Source organism: Candidatus Gracilibacteria bacterium, assembly GCA_041660965.1.
Lineage (GTDB): Bacteria > Patescibacteriota > Gracilibacteria > BD1-5 > JAGOOR01 > JAGOOR01.
In genome coordinates this window covers 611,366-631,486 of the sequence record JBAZVH010000001.1, presented here as the reverse complement: position 1 = coordinate 631,486, position 20,121 = coordinate 611,366, and the positions used below count along the sequence as shown (strand labels likewise).

The 20,121-nt window shown below is 40.7% G+C and carries 24 protein-coding genes and 1 tRNA gene; 8 read left to right on the top strand and 17 right to left on the bottom strand.

The genetic code is table 25. The annotated features are described in order from the left end of the window. Positions 1-64 precede the first annotated feature (64 nt). From WC753_03085 to WC753_03055, 7 genes are all read left to right on the top strand, one after another. Entirely contained in the window at positions 65-1,006 is a 942-nt protein-coding gene (locus tag WC753_03085; protein ID MFA6080439.1) for a glycosyltransferase family 2 protein, read from the top strand. A 90-nt stretch (positions 1,007-1,096) separates the two neighbouring features. Continuing rightward, positions 1,097-1,170: transfer RNA gene (locus tag WC753_03080), tRNA-Gln, on the top strand. 100 nt (positions 1,171-1,270) lie between these two features. Further along, positions 1,271-1,567, top strand: a complete 297-nt coding sequence (locus WC753_03075) for a hypothetical protein (protein ID MFA6080438.1) — start codon at positions 1,271-1,273, stop codon at positions 1,565-1,567. Between the two features lie 150 nt (positions 1,568-1,717). Then, on the top strand, positions 1,718-2,740 hold the full coding sequence (gene recA, locus WC753_03070; GenBank protein ID MFA6080437.1) for a recombinase RecA: 1,023 nt from the start codon (positions 1,718-1,720) through the stop codon (positions 2,738-2,740). A 9-nt stretch (positions 2,741-2,749) separates the two neighbouring features. Continuing rightward, positions 2,750-3,634, top strand: a complete 885-nt coding sequence (locus WC753_03065; GenBank protein MFA6080436.1) for a M24 family metallopeptidase — start codon at positions 2,750-2,752, stop codon at positions 3,632-3,634. A 108-nt stretch (positions 3,635-3,742) separates the two neighbouring features. Then, positions 3,743-4,738 carry a hypothetical protein gene (locus tag WC753_03060; GenBank protein ID MFA6080435.1) on the top strand — a complete coding sequence of 332 codons (996 nt, stop codon included), beginning with the start codon at positions 3,743-3,745 and terminating at the stop codon, positions 4,736-4,738. Positions 4,739-4,833: 95 nt separating this feature from the next. Further along, positions 4,834-5,040 carry a hypothetical protein gene (locus tag WC753_03055; protein MFA6080434.1) on the top strand — a complete coding sequence of 69 codons (207 nt, stop codon included), beginning with the start codon at positions 4,834-4,836 and terminating at the stop codon, positions 5,038-5,040. A 2-nt stretch (positions 5,041-5,042) separates the two neighbouring features. Here WC753_03055 and WC753_03050 read toward each other — a convergent pair whose 3' ends face one another. Further along, entirely contained in the window at positions 5,043-6,335 is a 1,293-nt protein-coding gene (locus tag WC753_03050; GenBank protein ID MFA6080433.1) for a UDP-N-acetylglucosamine 1-carboxyvinyltransferase, read from the bottom strand. Positions 6,336-6,345: 10 nt separating this feature from the next. Next, on the bottom strand, positions 6,346-7,002 hold the full coding sequence (locus tag WC753_03045; protein ID MFA6080432.1) for a hypothetical protein: 657 nt from the start codon (positions 7,000-7,002) through the stop codon (positions 6,346-6,348). 101 nt (positions 7,003-7,103) lie between these two features. Here WC753_03045 and WC753_03040 point away from each other — a divergent pair, with 101 nt between their 5' ends. Then, positions 7,104-7,754, top strand: coding sequence for a class I SAM-dependent methyltransferase (locus tag WC753_03040; protein MFA6080431.1), 651 nt, complete (start codon positions 7,104-7,106; stop codon positions 7,752-7,754). Positions 7,755-8,034: 280 nt separating this feature from the next. On the opposite strand, the gene WC753_03035 is transcribed toward WC753_03040, so the two are convergent. The 15 genes from WC753_03035 to rpoC form a co-directional block, all read right to left on the bottom strand. Next, positions 8,035-9,231: an aminopeptidase gene (locus WC753_03035; GenBank protein MFA6080430.1), complete on the bottom strand. Its 1,197-nt coding sequence runs from the start codon at positions 9,229-9,231 to the stop codon at positions 8,035-8,037. Positions 9,232-9,237: 6 nt separating this feature from the next. Next, complete coding sequence (locus WC753_03030; protein MFA6080429.1) at positions 9,238-10,149, bottom strand: hypothetical protein; 912 nt, start codon at positions 10,147-10,149, stop codon at positions 9,238-9,240. 181 nt (positions 10,150-10,330) lie between these two features. After that, positions 10,331-10,615 carry a 50S ribosomal protein L27 gene (locus WC753_03025; protein MFA6080428.1) on the bottom strand — a complete coding sequence of 95 codons (285 nt, stop codon included), beginning with the start codon at positions 10,613-10,615 and terminating at the stop codon, positions 10,331-10,333. Positions 10,616-10,644: 29 nt separating this feature from the next. After that, positions 10,645-11,088 (bottom strand): 30S ribosomal protein S7, encoded by a 444-nt coding sequence (locus WC753_03020; protein MFA6080427.1) that lies wholly within the window; start codon positions 11,086-11,088, stop codon positions 10,645-10,647. An 11-nt stretch (positions 11,089-11,099) separates the two neighbouring features. Beyond that, on the bottom strand, positions 11,100-11,513 hold the full coding sequence (gene rpsL, locus WC753_03015; GenBank protein ID MFA6080426.1) for a 30S ribosomal protein S12: 414 nt from the start codon (positions 11,511-11,513) through the stop codon (positions 11,100-11,102). Between the two features lie 45 nt (positions 11,514-11,558). Then, positions 11,559-11,942 (bottom strand): 30S ribosomal protein S9, encoded by a 384-nt coding sequence (gene rpsI, locus WC753_03010; GenBank protein MFA6080425.1) that lies wholly within the window; start codon positions 11,940-11,942, stop codon positions 11,559-11,561. A 7-nt stretch (positions 11,943-11,949) separates the two neighbouring features. Next, positions 11,950-12,381 carry a 50S ribosomal protein L13 gene (gene rplM / locus WC753_03005; GenBank protein MFA6080424.1) on the bottom strand — a complete coding sequence of 144 codons (432 nt, stop codon included), beginning with the start codon at positions 12,379-12,381 and terminating at the stop codon, positions 11,950-11,952. A 10-nt stretch (positions 12,382-12,391) separates the two neighbouring features. Continuing rightward, on the bottom strand, positions 12,392-12,748 hold the full coding sequence (locus WC753_03000) for a L17 family ribosomal protein (protein MFA6080423.1): 357 nt from the start codon (positions 12,746-12,748) through the stop codon (positions 12,392-12,394). A gap of 69 nt (positions 12,749-12,817) precedes the next feature. Beyond that, complete coding sequence (locus WC753_02995) at positions 12,818-13,810, bottom strand: DNA-directed RNA polymerase subunit alpha (protein ID MFA6080422.1); 993 nt, start codon at positions 13,808-13,810, stop codon at positions 12,818-12,820. A 24-nt stretch (positions 13,811-13,834) separates the two neighbouring features. Further along, a complete protein-coding gene (rpsD, locus tag WC753_02990; protein ID MFA6080421.1) occupies positions 13,835-14,467 on the bottom strand; it encodes a 30S ribosomal protein S4 in 633 nt (210 codons plus the stop codon). 8 nt (positions 14,468-14,475) lie between these two features. Beyond that, positions 14,476-14,865 (bottom strand): 30S ribosomal protein S11, encoded by a 390-nt coding sequence (gene rpsK, locus WC753_02985; GenBank protein MFA6080420.1) that lies wholly within the window; start codon positions 14,863-14,865, stop codon positions 14,476-14,478. A 13-nt stretch (positions 14,866-14,878) separates the two neighbouring features. Further along, entirely contained in the window at positions 14,879-15,250 is a 372-nt protein-coding gene (rpsM, locus tag WC753_02980; GenBank protein ID MFA6080419.1) for a 30S ribosomal protein S13, read from the bottom strand. A gap of 17 nt (positions 15,251-15,267) precedes the next feature. Continuing rightward, the gene (locus WC753_02975) at positions 15,268-15,405 is read right to left on the bottom strand and encodes a 50S ribosomal protein L36 (GenBank protein ID MFA6080418.1); all 138 of its coding nucleotides are present in this window, start codon (positions 15,403-15,405) and stop codon (positions 15,268-15,270) included. Next, on the bottom strand, positions 15,384-15,659 hold the full coding sequence (gene infA, locus WC753_02970; protein MFA6080417.1) for a translation initiation factor IF-1: 276 nt from the start codon (positions 15,657-15,659) through the stop codon (positions 15,384-15,386). The genes WC753_02975 and infA overlap by 22 nt, the downstream gene beginning before the upstream one ends. A gap of 205 nt (positions 15,660-15,864) precedes the next feature. Next, positions 15,865-20,106: a DNA-directed RNA polymerase subunit beta' gene (gene rpoC / locus WC753_02965; GenBank protein MFA6080416.1), complete on the bottom strand. Its 4,242-nt coding sequence runs from the start codon at positions 20,104-20,106 to the stop codon at positions 15,865-15,867. Positions 20,107-20,121: the final 15 nt, after the last annotated feature.

Genomic DNA, 20,121 nt, shown 5'->3' with positions numbered 1-20,121 from the left:
AGAAAACCGTTGATTATAAAAATAAAACTATACACTAGAATAAAACTCCTTAATTGATTTTTGAATGATAAATAAGAAGCTCATTTCTTTTGTTTTACCTGTCTACAATGAAGAAAAAAATATTCCTTATGTGTACGCCGATTTACTGGAAGTTCTGAGTAGGGTATCAGAGAACTATGAGTATGAGATTATTTTCGTCAATGATGGAAGTCGAGATAAGAGTTGGGAAATAATCCATCAAATTGGGTTGCAAGATAAAAAAGTAAAATGACTCAACCTGTCACGAAATTTTGGGAAAGAATTGGCTCTCAGTGCTTGAATTGATGCAGCAGGAGGTGATAGTGTCATCACGATGGATGCTGATGGTCAACACCCTGTGGAAAATATACATGATTTTTTGCGATTCTGGGAAGAAGGGTACGAGATCGTATACAATATACGACCAGAAAATAAAGGTGCTTCCTGGATAAAGAAATTATCATCAGTTCTTTTTTATAAAATCTTCAATTCATTCTCAGAGTTTAAACTTGAGCCAGGGGCAACAGATTTCAGGCTGCTCGACAGAATAGTCGTCGATGCGTACAAGCAATGCGGAGAAAAAAATCGTATGTATCGATGACTGATTGATTGGCTTGGTTTTAAGAGGAAAGGTGTGGTATTTTCGAGCACAAAACGGCTCACCTGAGAAGCGAGCTATAATTATAGAAGACTGTTAAAATTAGCCGTGAATAATCTCACATCATTTTCTTTTTTTCCCTTGAAATTTGTATGATTTATAGGTGTACTTATAACGTGTTCTTCTAGTATATTACTCGTATTCCAGGCACTTGATAAGATAGGGGTTATACATATGCAATTCAGCAATCTCGGGATCGTCATAGTCATAAATACGATGATGATGGGTATCGTGATGATATCGCTGGGATTACTCGGGCTCTATATAGCCAATATCAATGAAGAATCAATTCATAGACCTATTTATATCGTGAGAGAAAAAATAAACTAAAATACTTGATTTTTTTCAGCAAAGACCGTAAAAAGAAAAGATAATCTTTTTGACTTATCGGGTATCTTTTTTACAATACAGGGGCTTTGTTGGGGATTCGCCAAGTGGTAAGGCATCGGACTCTGACTCCGACACCGGGGGTTCGAATCCCTCATCCCCAACCAATTCACCTTTTGAGGGATTCTCACCAAGGATCGAATTACTCGCTATGCCATTCAAGGCATAGCTCCCATCCCCAACCAATTTATACACTAATACTCTCTTATGAATGACGAAACAAATGAAATAAAATCTCCCTGAGATGAAAAAAGTGCTGGTTTTTATGGTATCAAAAGTGATCTCGTAAACGTCTCTACATACTGAAAAGAAAAAATTACCTTCAATCCAGAGCGAGGAGGCATCGTATTCTTTTGCCATGATTGCAATGCTATCGTCGAAACAGAACGGCTCGATGCAAAAAAAATGAAATTTACCTGTAAGGTATGTAAAGGAAAAAAGATATCGTATGGCACAGAAGAAAGTCTCAAGGAACACTATAAAAGACTCCTTTCAAGGAGATAGAAGGACACAGGACATCGAGAAAGAATGATGGTTATCAACTTTTTACCGAAATATAAACTTTCTGTAAAAAAGATTTGCTTTTATAAATTTGCTCGATACAATGGGTGTACTAATTAATTCTATTAGTACATTTAATTTTTAATATTTTCTATGAACGAAGATAAAAAGGCAGCTCTCCAGGCCGCGCTCAAAATGATCGAAAAACAATATGGCGCTGGAGCCGTGATGGTAATGGGTGAAAAAGTCCATATACCTATCGAGATGATATCGAGTGGGAGTCTGAAATTGGATGAGGCCCTCGGTGGCTGATATCCAAAGGGGCGTATCGTCGAAATATTTGGACCAGAATCCTCTGGTAAGACAACGCTTGCACTCCATGCGATTGCAGAGGTACAGAAAGCAGGAGGAACAGCGGCATTTATCGATGCTGAACACGCACTCGATCCACAGTATGCTGCGAAGCTTGGTGTGGATATTAAGGCACTTATTATCTCTCAGCCAGACTATGGTGAACAAGCACTCGAAATCGTCGACGCTTTGATTCATTCAAATGCCGTCGATATTATCGTCATCGACTCTGTCGCAGCATTGACGCCAAAAGCAGAGCTCGAAGGATCTATGGGTGACTCTCATATGGGTCTCCAGGCACGTCTGATGTCTCAGGCGCTTCGAAAAATAACAGGGGCTATTAGTAAATCTGGCTGCACATTAATTGCTATCAACCAACTTCGTATGAAGATAGGGGTGATGTTTGGTAATCCTGAGACCACAACTGGTGGTAACTCTCTCAAGTTTTATGCTTCTCAACGAGTTGATATCAGAAAACGTGCGGCTATCGAGGAAGGAACAGGCGATGATAAGAAGATCCTTGGAAATATCGCTCGAGTCAAAGTCGTGAAAAATAAGATAGCTCCTCCATTTCGTGAAGCGGAGATAGAGATTATGTACAACGAGGGTATCAGTAAACTATGAGAAATTATCGATCTCGCCGTCGAAAAAGGACTTATCAAAAAATCTGGAGCATTCTACACACATGGAGAGACAAAGCTCGGTCAATGACGAGAGAATGTGAAGCAATACCTCAGAGAAAACCCTAAACTCATGACTGAACTCGAGAAAGCCATCCGATCTGGGAAAGTAACGGAAATAAAGGTGACTAAAGAGGGAAAATAAAGAAAAAATATGAATTCCGACCAAAAGATTGAAATCTGCAAAAAAACGAGAGAGTACGCTCAAGAATCTTTATTTAAGGTGCTTCAGGAAATTCTAAAAAACAATCTATTACTGTCAGAAGCTGAAATTCGAGATAGATGGATTTTTGAACTACGGAAAAATAATGACATTTTCAAAGAGGGTTGGTATTCTCCACCACCTTATGGAATTGGTATCTTGATTGGAACCGATGAAGATGGAGAAAAAAGTCGTCTCAACTATCAGAGTCTCAGGTCAGAAGATAAATGGCCGCGAAAAAATATTCAACTCAATACTAACAATGGTATCATGTATGCCTACGCTTCTCCCATAGATAGAGAAACGGGTATAATTGGGGATTTTGGGATTACGATTTACTTTGGAGAAAAACAAGAAATCATCAATCATCTGATTGTATGTCATGAGATTGTTAGACAAGTATTTGATTACGTGGAACCAGGGCTTACATTTTCTGAAATTGCGCAATATATGAAGGGGTTAATCACTTCGCATCATCTTAACAATGAAATCGAGTGCAAAACTAGTCCCTCAACTGCAGATGATGTAGGGCACACGATTCCTTTCATTATGGAAGATATGACCGAACAAGAACAAAAAATACTCAAACGTGGGGATCATGATGAGATACAAAAAATGATAAGTGAAAAAAGGATATATATACGAGCTTCCGAAGACCAAATCGTAAAAAACGGCATGGCCTTCACTATAGAACCAAGGCCAAGAGTCATGAATAATTCCAATATTCCCATGGTGTCCTTTCATTCAATATGTGCAATACATAAAAACGGCACAAAAGAACTGATTACAAATTTCGATACAATCTTTAATTTGATTGGAATGAAATATATTAAATAAATAGAATTATGAAATAAATTATCGAGTGAATTATATTGCATAAATAATGAAAAGTCATAGACTATTTTCATTCTTGAACACGAAATCATGAAAAAACTATTATTTTTAATGCCAGTTATCGCAGCCGGATTTTTATTGACGGGGTGTACTCATGCTAACACCGATAGTAACTACCTTGGAAGCGAATACAATGGAAATTATGTTTGGGGCTGAGCAATGAACTTAGCTTGGAATGAGCTCAATGAAAATATTTTACATGAAAAACTACAACTGAATACTGACGATAAGATTGCCTTAAAAATGGCAGAAAAGTTTAATAATCCAATATTCACTAAAAATGATTTGGACGATAAAAGCTACTATATAAAAAGCGGATACGGCCAAACAACCGTTGATACTATCAACAAAGAATCTAGGAAAAAATTCCCCAGCAAAAGTTTTAAGGATTTAGAAATACAGTTATTCCCATTGGACATTATTTCTTATGCATACTTCTTGAAAGAAGTGCAATACAAAATACCTTTTACGAAAAAAGATGTATTATTTGAGAACCAAAAAGTAAGCGGATTTCATTTAGGGAGTAGGGATCAATACGAGAATTTAAGAATTATTAATTATGATAATGATGACAAATTCATCATCGCATTAACACTAAAAGATGCTAATGACCAGCTCATTTTAGCGAAATGATATGATATGACCGATCCAGATGCGATAGCTCTTGCAATAAAAAAAGGTGATTTTACATCATTTTATGAAAATTATTATATAAATTCCTTTGAGGCTCCAAAATTAACACTCGATTATCATAGAGATTATGAAGAATTTTTACATAAATTATTGAGGAATAATGGATTTGAGGGGTATGAGATATCTCAAATGTTTGAAAATATCAAATTTAATATGGATGAAAGGGGTGCAAAAGTGGAAAATGAAGCAGTAATAATAGGTCTAGAAGTAAGCGCAGGCCCACGGGGAAAAACACCACAACCCGCTAATTTTTTACTCAATAAACCTTATTGGGTGATTATGAAAAGGGCAGATTCGGATAATCCTTATTTTATGCTCGGTATCAAAAATACGGAATTAATGGAAAAACAATAAAACCTTGTCGAACCTCCTGGCTGTATTTTCCCAGAAGCTCTGTTCTCACAATCCTACAACTCTTTCTTCATCCATTTTACTACTTAATACTTCCCATGTCCTCCTCCTCTGTCAAAGATATTCTCTCAAAAACAAGTCAACAATTTGGCTTGTTGGATGATGACCGGAAAATGGCCTTCGCTCGTGAAATGAGTGGATGGAAAGGATGGAGAATGGCTTTTACTGGCAAACTTAAGGTCGCCGATTTCCGCACAATCGTAGAAGGAAAACGTCTCATCTATCAGCAACAAGAGAAAAAATAAATCTAAAGATTATTTTTCTCTATTTTTGCACCAATGCTTCGTAGCCCTGCTGCAAAACTTTCGTATCCACGTTCGATATGAGAGACATTTTCGAGTATAGTCTCTCCTTCTGCGATCATGCCTGCTATGAGCATCGCTGCACCGGAACGTAAATCCCAGCTTGATACCTGTGTTCCACGAAGCGGAGTCTTCCCAAAAACGAGTGCCTCGTGTGGATTGAGAAGAGCAATATGTCATCGCATTTTTTCGAGTTCAACGAGCCAATTCAGTCGGCCTTCAAAAAGTACTTCATGAATACGGCTCATCCCATCTGCCTGCGTCATGAGAATGCTCGCGGGAGACTGGAGATCAGTCGGAAAACCAGGATAGATGTTTGTCTGCAATTCAGTTGATTTCAATGTTTTTGTTCGATACACACGTAGTGTCTCTCAGATAACTTCATATCGGACACCCATTTTAGCGATAACAAAAAGAAATGCTGTGAGATCAGCGATACGAGCCCGATGAATATCGATATAGTCTCGTGCTGTCAGAGCTCCGATAACTGCCAAAGTACCTGAAACAATATAATCCCCTACGACTTCTCATGACATCTGCGAAGCAAGCGGTGCAGGTGTGATAATGATAGTATGATCATATCGGAGAGCAATATGCGCCCCCGCGAGACGCAAGACATCGATTATATTCATCACATGTGGTTCATAGGCAGCCAGCTGAATGGTGGTTGTCTGAGTACGAGCGAGAGCTGAGAGAAGAAGGACGATAGTGCTTCCCACAGAAAAATACGCATTAACCGCTATTGCTTCTCCATTATCATGCCCTGAAAACGAGAGCATATCATCAATCTGTGAATTTTCGTATCAAAATTTTCTGAGTCCTTGGACGATGCCATCAATCGGTCGTTTTCCGATGCTACACCCCCCAGGATATCGGAGTGAAACATTTCCAAAACGCGCTAAAAGTGGAGGGATAAGATAGTAGGTCGCACGAGCTGTTTTAAAAAGTTCTCGGTTAAGACCTTCAAGAGAGAGATTCGTATTATCAATGGTCAAAATATGATCAGAAAAAGATACCTTTGATCATAAGCTTTTCAAAATTTCACACAGGAGATGGACATCAGAAATATCCGGGACATTCGTCAGTTCGGCATGTTCAAAAAAGAGCGTAGAGGCAATCATTGGTAAGGCAGCGTTTTTTGAGCCACTTACCGCGATTTCTCCTGAGAGATCAACTCACCCTGTAATAGTATAGGTACTCATAGTGTTTGGTGCTATGATAATAAGATTTTTTGGCAATATGCAACCACTAGAGTTCTGAAAAGATAGAACCTTCTCCTGTATCTTTTTGAAGAATAAACTTTTTATGGAGTTCTTGAACACTATTTTTGATAGCCGCAATACGATCTTTTTCAGTCTCCAAAAAAACATGTGGAAGTGTATGAAGATTTTTTTCAAGGAGTATATACTCAGAATGTGGTTGTTCTTCTATAGGATGAATAAGATGAGGACTTTGTGCAATGAGCTCAGTCAAGCCCACTTCAAGATGATCCAGCATCCGCTTCATCAGTATAATCAGTGAATGCTCCACATCCTCACGATCTTCCAAGATCACAAAAGAATGCATGTGTTCATCGGGAATATCAAATATTTTCTCGACCAGTCAGAGAATAATATCAATAATAACTCCCTGCTCTTCATTCGTTTTATCACGTATTTCACCAGTCTTTATCACATCCAAGAGACCATCTTGCAGAGTCCCCCAATTTTGAAAATAGAGATTTTCATGTCCAAAAAGTATGATTTTGAGACGTGATTTATAGTCGCGATGAAGAGAGCTTTTTTCTACCACATCCAGCACTTCTCGGATTTCCCGATCAATCACCTTCTTTTCGATAAGGAGTTCGAGAAAATAATCTTCGAGGGCATTGTCAGATCCTGTCTTATTTTTGACAAATGTGTTCATATGTATAGTCTATCAAATAAAGTACTGAATTGCAAATATTTATGCCGGAAACTCCCCTTATTACACATCTCACACCAGTACTACAGAATTTTCTCAAAAGTATGAAAATCTCTTGAGAAAAACGCTCAGTGCCAAATATATCCTGGAGTACAGCGCAAGGAATTCTGCAAAATATGGAAGGAATAGATATAAAAAATATCCTGGAAATAGGCCCAGCAAATGGTTTTTCGACGATGATATTCGCTCTGTGACACCCGAAATCCCATATCACGAGTGTGGAATTTTCTCGCCATGCATTCGAAGAATTGCGCTACAATCTTGCTACATTCTCCAAACTACAAAACCAGGAAATTCAAGAAGGAATTCCAGCCGATTTTGGACGAAAAGTCACTTCCGATATTTTTCAAGAGACAATCGGAAGTTTCTCAGTGTATTTTTGAGATGCAAGAGAAGTCCTTCCCTATTTTCAGACAGGAAATCCAGAAGCACAGTGCAAAAAACCAAAAAGCACGCTCAACATCCCAAAAAAAACATTCGAAGTCATCTTTATCGATGGGGCCTTTCGTATGACACGAGAATTTTATGATCTCTCAGTACCACTCCTCAGTCCTGGAGGGATCATCATCATCGATGATGTCATCAAATATCGCTGGAAAATGGATGGTTTTTATGAATATCTGGATTCACTGTGCGTAAAGTATGAAGTGATTCAGACCGATCCGGATGATGGGATAATGGTGATAAAGACATAGTGGTCCAATGCCCCCCATCAACACAAACAGAAAAGGGTTTTTAGGACAGCAACTGTCTGAGCGGGATGAATCAAGTATATTCTTGAATTCAGTCTATAGCGAGTTTTGCTGTCTTAAATGCTTTTGGTACTTTTGGCACCAAAAGTACAAAGTGCAGCCAGGAATTGGAATAGTTTTATGATCTGGATCCTGAAACAGTCCGTCTAGGCGGACAGGATGACGAAAGATTCCACCTCGCGTCCCGATATATCGGGACTTGGCTGGAATGACGGAATCAGTGTTATATCACAAACTGCCCCTTCTCATAAATAATTTTCTGGGAACCATCTAGGAGAGTAGCTGTGACAGTGCGATCGGTCGTACTCATAATGTCTGTATGAACGACACTATCGTTGTATCCTCGATCAATCCATTCTTCTTTTGAAGTATTGGCAATATCACCTGTAAATGCGTCCTTGTACGCCATTCAGAGAGCAAGGTGCGTATTACCAAATGGTCACCCAACATTTTCATCATACAGTGTCTCACCCATAAATTTGGTAATTCTAGATAATCTGGAATCCGTAAGAGAAAATTCCCCTGCTTTATTCGCATCTTTTTGAGCAATCATCTGTTTGAGGAGGGCTTCATTTTCAGTTGCCTTCGACTCAATCACGAGTCCATCCTGAAATCGTAATTCTATACCACGGATAATACTGCCTTGATACGAAAGTGGCATATTAAATCGTATCCACCCATTCGTACCACGCCAGTCAGGACTGGTGAAGACTTCAAAACTCGGGATATTGCATCCACGACCTGCGAGCCACTTTCGATCACTACCAACTTTTACCGTAAGATCCACATCCTCACCCAGGACATGCACGGATTGAATTTGAAGAAGATTGAGTTTTTCTGTGAGCATATGAAGTGTCTCAGTGACTTCTTGCCAGCGCTGAATAGGATGCTCATCGTCCAAGAAACAAGCATAAATAATCTGATCCCAGTATTCCTCTAAGCTCATACCCGCAAAAGCTGCCATCGCCTGTGTTCCGTACATCCCCAGCGTCCATGTGAGCTTCCCTTGATTTTCTTTATTATTCAGAGCTTCACGATAGGGTTTAATCGTGGCAAATCGTTTCATTATATGCTCTCCATCAATACCGAAAAGCTCATATTTTTCTTCCTCGGCTATGATAAAGAGACGGTGATCGATATCTTCTACGGTACCGAGTAATCTCTTCATCGGACGGTAGAGAAGCTGTGATACATTCGCATGCTGAAAAAACGAACGTTGCAGCCCATCAGGCACAATCTCTACCACAGGATGCCCCCCTGCCTGCAAAACAGTGTCATGGAGGGGTTTGAGAATCGAACGTGCACATTCGGGCACAGAAAGGAGTACGACATCACCTGGCTTGATTCCGGTACCATTACCGAGAGCAAAATTTATGAGGACATCAGCATAACGCTCGAGAATAAGAGAAGAAGGAGACATAAAAAATTATTTATAGATTTCAAATACCACTGGCAATGCTTTTCTGCTCCCAAAATTCAGCTCAGGATGATCTGGGTTGCGGTGTGCCACCGAACTTCCCCCATCGAGATTAAAGACAGTAAGAGTGTCATATTCACCACGGAAACGAGACTCTCGGAGCACAGTATCGCGTACTTCAGCGAGTGTTTCTGGTTTTATGAGGGTGAGGAACCAGAGGTTTTGTATTCCATTTTTCTCAAATAACACCATAATGGTACGATTATGAGGACTTCCCATATACGTTCTCGATTCGAGATGTTGTTCGATGATCCCCTCTCGAGACGAATAAATCATCGGGCCTCCTTGAAAAGCGAGTTCACAAGTATTGAGAAGACCATCAAAGTAGACACTATTCAACCAAAAAGAAATTTGCTGTTTCGTATCAAGGCAAACTATATGGGTAATGTGACTGTCATCATAGATCATATCCGACCAAAGCACACCACCGATCCAGAGGAGTCCAGAATGATATTTGGTATCCTCTTGACGAGAAAAATAAGAACCATTTACGAGTGTATTTTTTGTACCGGAAGCGAGCGAACCAATTGTAGGTGTAGAGATAGGATTGTAGAGAATTCCAAACCCCTTTGGTGCATGGGTCCAGATAGCCCCCACTCCATCATCAAATATCGCCTCTGATGTGTCAAAAGAGTCAGTGAATAATTGTCTCCGAACAGATTCGTAGAGTGCATTTTTTTGAAGTGATTCTGCAGTATTTGAGGATATCATCACATTTTGTAGTTCTACCAATTTCGTATGAACAAGGAGTTTGAGTTTTTCGGCACGATCCGTCGGGAACGTAGCCAATTTTCTCTCAATAAGTTGTGTAAATCGTATCGCTTGTTGGGTTGTAGTAGCATCAGTCGTGTATCCAAACACACTTCAAAAAGTACACAATATACAATACAGAGCACAAAGACAAAACAATCGGTGTGATAAAAAGATTTTTTTGAGATGAAACAACATGCTCTGATAGTATAGAAATACACCAAGAAAACAACTTTTTTGCAAAAAAATACCCTTCCAAAAATGGAAGAGTATATATCAAACATGCTTTATACTAAACAGAAACTGCATCAACAGTCACAAAGGTGGAACGCACTTGCTTTCCGTCAAATCGAGTGCGTCCTTTTTCATAAAAACGAACGACACCTTCTGCAGTTGCTTGGAGCGTGAAATCTTTGCCTTGGAGAACGCCAACACCAGGAAATACTTTATTGCCTTTTTGACGAACGATGATATTACCAGGGATAACCTTGGTACCTGCGTATACTTTTATACCACGTCGCTTTGATTGTGAATCGCGACCGTTATTTGTGGAGGATACTGCCTTTTTATGTGCCATATATGATTAATGAAGAATGAGAAATGATTTTATTTTTTATTACCAGGAGTGTTCATACGAGCAAAACGAGCATTCACTTTATTTGCGTCAGCATTTTTGTAGACATCCATTTTCTTTTTGAAAGCAATACCAGTTTCTTGAGAAGCATCAATAAGCTCGAGAGCAAGAGCTTTCGCAAATGGAGTACCCTTTTTAGACTGCGCTGATTCCTTGATCCATTTTGAGGCGAGGAAGAGCTGACGGCGAGGAGCGACATCTCCAGGAACCTGGAAGATAGCACCACCGATACGTCGTGGTCGAACCTCGATATGAGGCATCACGTTTTCAAATGCTTTGTCAAAGATAGCTTCAGGATCCTTATTCCCTTTTTCCTTGATAAGAGAAAAAGCGTCTTCGAGAAGCTGCTGAGCAAGCTTCTTTTTTCCACCTTGCATGATGTAATTAACGAATTTTTGTTTCTGAGTGAGTAACATAAGAGAAAGAATTATTTTTTAGGCCGTTTAGCACCGTAATTACTGCGTGATTGTTTGCGGTTAGCAACTCATTGGGTATCGAGTACTCATCGGACGATATGATATCGCACACCCGGAAGATCCTTTACACGGCCTCCACGGATCATCACTACTGAGTGTTCTTGGAGGTTGTGTCCTTCACCACCGATGTAAGCGATAACCTCATAACCATTCGTCAGACGTACTTTTGCGACTTTACGAAGAGCCGAGTTTGGCTTTTTTGGCGTCATCGTGTAGACCTTTGTACAGACTCCTCGTCTCTGAGGACCAGCGATAGGAACATAGACTCGTTTGAGGTTGTTTTTGATAATCATCAAGGCAGGAGATTTACTCTTGCGAACCTTCGTGACACGAGGTTTTCGGATAAGTTGTTGAATGGTAGGCATGGGAAAAGTTTAATACGTTTAATGAGTTTTATTTGTTTAATTGGTTTATCGTTTAGACCATTGAATAGCTTTACGAGCTTTATGGAGGCCTGGCTTCTTACGCTCAACCTTTCGAGCATCACGAGTGAGGAGACCATGTTCACGAAGCGCTGTCTTGCATGTCTCATCGATGAGAACGAGGGCTCGAGAGATACCATGAGCGATAGCTTGGGCTTGAGCACTTTCACCAGAGCCACGGACAATCACAGAAAAATGATAATCCCCAGCACCTGCGACCTTGAAAGGGGTGTGAACCAAAGAAACGAGATCAGTACGAGAGATATACTCCTTGAGTGGACGATCATTCACGGTTGACTCACCTTTTCCAGGAAAAAGACGAACCTGTGCAGTTGCTGTTTTACGACGACCTATGCTATACGTGTATTCCATAATCTGATTAAAAAGAAGTAGGTGTTATATTTTCTGGAGTCTGCGCCTCATGACTATGCTCTGCTCCTTGAAATTGTTTGAGACGAAGAAGTATATCTTCTTTATGACTATTTTTTGGGAGCATACCAGCGACAGCGAGACGAAGTGGTTCAAAAGGTTTTTTAGTCTTGAGATCACCAAGAGAAATAGTCTTAAGCCCACCCATATATTGAGAATGAGTATAGTACAGCTTTGATTGATCTTTACGACCTGTTGTGACGATCTTATCAATATTTGTCACGATGACATAATCACCATTATCAATATGGGCAGAGTACGTATGTTTTTCTTTGCCAGTGAGTTTTCGTGCAATAAACTGTGCCAGACGACCAAGTGTCAGTCATTCAGCATTTATGAGATACCATTTGCGTTCGATTGTATTTGGGAAAAGTGTTTTCATAGAGAGATATTTATACGACGAGTTCGAGGGTTACGAGCATACTCGCATCACCTGCACGATATTTCAGTGGGGTCATTCTGGTAAATCCAGACGTTCTTTGCGCGCTTTTTGCGACTTCGAGAGCCGCCTTGCATGCCTGTTCTGTGTAGAGAGACTCCTGAAGACCACGGATAGCATTCATCAGATCTTTTTCTTGTCCAAGTCGAATAAGCTTGTGGATAAGAGGAACAACTGCTTGTGCTCGTTTTTTTGTCGTAGCCACTTTTTTGTGGATAAAAAAGCTGCCAGCAATATTTCGAAGTACTGCATCACGATGATTCGCGTCGCGTCCATTGAACTTCAGATGTTTTTTTGATCGGTGTCGCATAGGGAGAAAAGTTTAATAGGTCTAATAAGTTGTTATTTTGTACTTTGTCTTTTGTATTTTGTATTAATATTAGTCGTCTCAAAGAAGTTTTTTACCCTCTTTTGCAAGAGCTGCTCTGACTTCGTCCATAGCTTTTTTCCCAAATCCTTTGATAGATGAGAGCTTGGCTTCTGTACATTTTTCGAGTTGTTCGACAGAGAGGATATTACCATTCACGAGTGCATTGAGTGTACGAGGCGAGAGTGCGAGGAAATCAATATGCGTAAAGTTTTCTTTGTCTTCTGTTGCCTGAGCATCTTTGCGTTCTTTGTCACGGAGGAGTCGAGAATCGCTCATAAATGAGCTCTCGATCAACACTTCTGTATCACAGAAAGAGTCAAAATACGAACGAAGCATTTGAGAACCAAATTTGAAAGCGCTTTCTGGAGAAATAGTTCCATTTGTTTTGACAGTGATACTGAGCTTATCGAGGTCAGTCATATCTCCAAAACGTTCACTCGTTACTTCTGTGCTCACGTTGAGGACAGGAGAAAAGTTTGCGTCGATCAAGAGAATCATCACATCATCATCCTCTTTTTTGAGAATTTCGATAGATTTGTAGCCCACATTCTTTTCGACACGAATCTGGATATCGAGGTCAAACCCATCTCGATCAATTTCTGTAATGTAGAGATCTTTATTGAGAATCTCGACACCACCAGATGTTTTGATGTCTGCTGCTGTGACTTTCCCTGCTTTGTTCTTTTTGAGATTGACCCATACGATACCTTCATCTGATTTTTCGAGAATGAGATTTTTGAGATTGAGCATAATATCTAAGATGCTATCTCGTACGCCAGGAAGCGTCGTATATTCGTGGCTGATACCACCTACCTTGATACCCGTGACACGAGTGCCAGGGATAGACGAGAGGATCACACGACGAAGCGCGTGTCCGAGAGTCATACCATACCCTCGTGGAAGAGGGGCAATATCAAAGATGGACTCCTGTGAAAATTGCGCTTCTGAAATTTTTTGTTCAGAAACACGAGGAAGACCGATGATAGTGTGGAGAGTGTGCATGAGAAAAAAATAAAAAGAGAAAAACTACTTAGAATAAAATTCGATAATTTTCTTCATATCAAGAGCGATGCTCTGATCAAAGTCTGTGGTCTCTGGAAGACGTGTAACAGTGATTTTGAATTGTTTTGGGTCTGCGTCTATCCAATCAACAGATGATACTTTTCCTGATTGGTTTTTTGTGAGAAATTCTTGTGATTCAATCTGAAGAGTTTTGTAAATAACCGTGTCTTTGAGTTTTTCACGAACGGTGATAACATCACCTGTCGCCACTTGGTACGATGGGATATCGACCTTGTGACCATTGACCGTAAAATGAGCATGATTCACAAATTGGCGAGATTGCATGATTGTACGAGCAAAGTTTGCCTTGAGTACGACGACATCGAGGCGAGTCTCGAGAAGCTTTTGCATATTCTCGAGAGTATTTCCTTTCATTCGAGATGCTTTTTTAAAGTAATTCGCAAATTGTTTCTCAGAAACACCGAACATACGCTTTGTTGCTTGTTTTGCACGGAGCTGTTGACCGTAGAGATTCATACGACCAGTATTCTTCCCCAGCATTTTTCGCTTAGAATCATTCAAGGCATATTTTTCACTCCCGAAGAGGTTTTTACCTTCTCGGCGACAGAGTTTCTTTTTTGGACCAGTATAACGCATAGAATAAATTAAAGTTTACGAATTTTCTTTTTCTTGGTCCCATTATAAGGAACCGGTGTCTCATCGACGATGCTATCGATCTCGACTCCAGCAGCAATAATCGCTCGAAGAGCATTATCACGACCAGAACCGACACCTTTTACCTTGACATGCGCTCGTTTAAGACCGTAGAGACGGAGCGTTTCTTCGAGACATTTTTCCATAGCCATAGTCGCAGCGTACGGAGTTGCTTCACGAGCACCCTTAAAACCTGCACGACCACCACTATGCCATGTGAGGACATTGCCATCTGTGTCAGACACGCTGATATGTGTATTGTTATAAAGTGCAGAAACACAGATAACACCCTGTTCTACAGTGCGTTTGGTTTTCTTTGATCGACGAAGTGTTTGAGCCATAGAGAGAAATTAATTAAGCGGCAACTTTTTTGTTAGCAACAGTATTCTTCTTGCCTCGTTTTGTACGAGCGTTTGTTTTCGTTCTTTGCCCGCGAACAGGAAGTCATTTTTTATGACGAACTCCTCGGTAACAGTTCATATCTTGAAGCGTCTTGATATTCGTCATAATCTCGCGTCGGAGATCTCCTTCGAGTGTATGTTTTTTGAGCTCATCTCGGATAACACCGAGTTCTTCTTCTGAGAGTGTTTCTACTTTACGTGATGCATCGATTTTTACCGCTGCAAGAAGCGCACGAGAACGAGTAACACCGACTCCATATATAGAGGTGAGTGCTACCCAGAGGTGTTTATGATTTGGAATGTTGACTCCGAGAATACGTACCATAAGAAAAAGAATATAAATTAGCCCTGTCTTTGATTAAAACGACGATTTTTTTTGTTAATAATACGGACATACCTTTTGGTATGGCTTTTATTCCACCGTACGACTATGACGTCATTACGTGGATCTCGTTTTTTTATTGATGGACGAACTTTCATACAGATGAAACATTATGACGATAAATAATTCGACCTTTTGTCGTATCATAGGGCGTAATCTCGATATCGACGATGTCTCAATTGAGAATCGAGATACGACACTTACGCATATGACCAGAAATATAGCCGGTAACTATCATAGTATTTTCTCCCAATTCTTGGCCAGCAAGAGAGTCAATCTGTACTCGATAATCACCATTTGGGAGAGACTCCAGCACGGTACCTCGGGCAGCGATTTTTTCTTCTTTTACCATGAGTTAGGAAAACATTTTATGATATGTGGCGGCATTGTATAAAAAAAGCTTTACTTTGCAAATTTTTTTTATCAAAAAATAAAAAAACAATTCTGGAAGAGAGAAAGTATCCTGTAGAACGTAAGGTAATATCCTGATTGTCAAAATACTCTCTTCTTCTCGAAGTGCCTTTTCTTTTCCAGAATTGTAGGATTGAACAATTTTCTTATTCAACATCAGGAACCAGCGCATGCGTCGAATGCACTTCTGTCACATCAGAGACATTTCCTTCATAGTATTGCTCATCGACCTCGAGATTGTTATTGAAGTATTGGAGCGTAGGAATACGGCGACCGACGATAACGTTGGATTTGATATCTTGAAGCGGATCGATACGCTTTTTAGAAGAAGCATCGACGAGGACTTTGACAGTTTCCTGGAATGACGCTGCAGAGAGCCATGATTCTGAATGAAGCGATACTTTCGCAATACCGAGAATCAATCTCTGCCCAACTGCCTGACGTTTGTGCTGTGTAACCAGTATCTTATTAACATCATTGAAGGCGCCAATATCCACCGTATCTCCCTGGAAATATTCACTATCTCCTGGCTCTATAATAGTGACTTTTGAGAACATCTGGCGGACGATACAGCTGACATGTTTTGCATTGACGGTCTGACCTTGAGAAGCATAGATTTCTTTGACGGCTGCGACGATATAGTCTTGTGCTCTCGCAGGACCTGCGATAGCCATGAGTTCATCGACATCGATATCACCTTCGCAGAGCTTGTCTCACTTGTGGACAATATCACCCTTTTCGACAGAGAGTTTTCGTCCAAAAGGAATAGAATATTCGAGCGTTTGTGCTTCGACGTCTGAGATAGAGATGATACCATTTTCGATTTTCGAGACGACACCACTGAGACTCGCAAGAATCTTGTGTTTTGTCTCGAGATTCACTGCAAGAATTTGTTTAACTTTGATGGCATCACCTGTTTTTACACGTTGCTCAGAATCATGAGGGATATAATACTCCCGAGTTTCTGGATGAAATGCCTTGATAAAAACAGTTGAAGAAGTTTTGGTGTGTTCTACTTTGATAACGTCTCCATCGATATGGCTCACTTTCGCGAGGTATTTTGGTGTACGCGCTTCAAGGAGCTCTTCAACTCGTGTCAAACCAGTCGTGATATCACCTCCTTCTTTTGCGACTCATCCTGTATGAAACGTACGCATCGTCAGCTGTGTCCCTGGCTCTCCGATGGATTGAGCCGCGACGATACCGACAGGAGCTCCTATCTCCACAAGACTGTTGCGGGCGAGGTCCATACCATAACATTGCTGACAAACTCCTTCATGCGTTTCACAGTTCAGCATGCTACGAACCGGTATAATAGAAACATCTGAAGCGAGAATAACCTTGAGAAGTGTCTGATCGATGATAGCACTTTTCTTTCCAACAACTGTTCCTTTTTTATCGAGAAGGTCCTTTGAAAGAATCTTACCATAGATACGTTCTTCAAAATTTTCTCCGAAAATACCTTCTGGTTTTGCTCGGTCTACTTCTTCAAAATGGAGCGTTCCACAATCATTTTCACGAACGAGGATATTTTGTGCTGCATCGACGAGACGACGGGTCATATATCCAGACTGAGCTGTTTTAAGAGCCGTATCTGCCTTACCTTTTCGTCATCCGTGTGTCGCAATAAAGTATTCCAATGACGAAAGTCCTTCTTTAAAGTTTGATTTGATAGGCAGTTCTATCGTCTTGCCTGATGGAGAAGCGACGAGCCCCTTCATCCCACAGAGTTGTGTCACATTTCCCCAACTTCCTCGAGCTCCCGAATCGATAAAATGATAGATATGATTTTCTTTGGGAAAGACTTTTTTCATGGCAGTCTCGATATCATTTTTTGCTTGGCTCCAAACACGGATAGACTGTCCGTATCGCTCTTCACCTGTTAAGAATCACTCATACGCCATCTTTTGGATCTCACGAACCTTGATCGTCGCAGAAGCAATAAGCTCCGATTTTGAACCTGGCGTGAGCATGTCGCTTTCAGAGATAGACAGTCCACTCATCGTCGCATATTTAAATCCGATATTTTTGATTTCATTGGCTACTTTCGCGGTCACGGTCGTTCCATACGTCTCAAAGATATCTCCGAGAAGTTTTGAGAGCTGCTTCTTATTCATCGTCACATTTTGGAATGGATATTCCGCCGGAAGTGCATGATGAAAGACAATGCGCCCATAGGTCGTCGTCGGACCGTCTGCTATCAGAGGTACCCATCCACGCACACGAAGTGGTGTATGAAGTGTGATATTCCCCTGTTGATAGGCAATACACGCATCATCATAGGAGGCGAGCACTTTTACTGCAGCGCCATGTGAATCTTCTTTTGTGAGATAATAACATCCGAGAATCATATCCTGTGTTGGAGAGACGATTGGTTCTCCATTACTTGGATTGAGCATATTTTCTGATGTTGCCATCAGTTCTCGTGCTTCTTTTTGTGCTTCTGGTGTGAGTGGGAGATGGATAGCCATCTGATCTCCATCAAAGTCCGCATTAAACGCCACACAAGTAAGAGGATGGAGCTGAATCGCTTTTCCTTCTATCAAAACTGGCTGAAATGCTTGGATACCAAGTCGGTGAAGCGTCGGAGCACGATTCAAAAGAACATACTTTCCTTCGATCACTTCTTCGAGAGCGTCCCACACTTCTTTTTCATTATCTTCGATAATTTTTTCAGCATGTTTGACGTTAAACGCATATTCTCGCTCGATCAATTTACCGATAACAAATGGTCGGAAGAGAGTAAGCGCAATAGTCTTTGGAAGACCACATTGATCCATCTGAAGTTTTGGACCGACGACGATAACCGAACGAGCAGAATAGTCCACACGTTTACCGAGAAGATTTTGTCGGAATCGACCTTGCTTACCCTTGAGCACATCTGTGAGTGACTTAAGTTTTCGCTTATTCGCCATCGCATATCCTGAGCGAGAGCTTCGAACAGATCAACTAATGAGCGCATCAACTGACTCTTGGAGCATTCGTTTTTCATTCTTCAAGATGACATCTGGTGCGCCGAGCTGAATCAATTTTTTGAGACGATTATTACGATTGATGACACGACGATAGAGATCGTTCAAGTCTGAACTCGCCATACGTCCACCATCGAGCTGAATCATCGGACGGAGATCGGGAGGCAGGATTTGAAGCGCTTCCATAATAAAGTCTCGTGGATGCTGTTCACTCGAAAAGAGATCGATAGAGAGACGAAGCTTTTGGAGCAATTTTCTTTCTTTTGATTTTGGCGCTGATTTTATTTCCTTTTGGAGTGACTGAATCATAGTGGCCAGCTCGATGCGGTCGAGAAGCTTACGAATAGATTCTGCACCGGTTCCTCCCGCAAAAACTTGTGGAAATTTTTCATGGAGTGAACGATAATCAAGCTCTGAGATGACCATTCCGACTTCGAGAGATTTGATTTTATCACGAATACTCGTGTATTCTTCATCGAGTTCTTCGAGATGTTTGACGCAGTTATTTTCGAGTTCTCGAACAGCTTTTTCCTTGATCTCACCTGCTTCATGCTGGAGTTTTGCCTCATTGAGCATACCAGTGAATTCTTTTTGCATCTCAGTACGAGTCTGTTTGAAGCGATCTTCGAGAGACGAAAGAGCATCACGGCGAAAATCCTCCTGAATATCAGTAATCACAAACGCTGCAAAATAGACCACTTGATCGAGTTTTTTAATCGGGATATCGAGCATCAATCCGACACGACTTGGGACAGACTTGAGATACCAAATATGAGCCACAGGAGCAGCGAGTTCGATATGAGCCATTCGTTGCCTTCGAACCTGAGACGTCGTGACTTCGACACCACAACGCTCACAGATAATCCCTTTATAGCGAATTCTTTTGTATTTTCCACACGCACATTCATAGTTTTTTCGTGGTCAGAAAATCTGCTCACAGAAGAGACCCCCTCGCTCTGGCTTTTGCGTTCGATAGTTAATGGTTTCTGAGATAAGAATCTCTCCATGTGATTGGCGGAGAATATCTTCTTTTTTTGCGATACTGATAGCGATACCGCGGACCTTATTGAGGTTTTTTCCAGCTGTCACATTTTGCTTTCCAGCATTTTTTGAAATCGCAGAATAATCCGTGATACGGTCATTGAGGAAATCTGTCATCTCATCTGTCAGATAGGGATTCAGATTATCTTCGAGCAGAAAATTATCCACCTCCTCTGGTCAAAGAAGATCATCAAGAAGGGCCTCTTCTGAGACAGACTTTTCTTCATCCTCTTCTGGAAGAAGTTCAGTTTCAAGAAGGTCAGTATCCTCATCAGAGAGAAGATCGGCATCGAGGTGTATCTCTCCATCGATATCCTCTTCAGGAACTGGGATAAGAATATCATCGTTTTGAATATCTTTTTTTTGTGCAGTCATAGAAAAAAGGGTGAG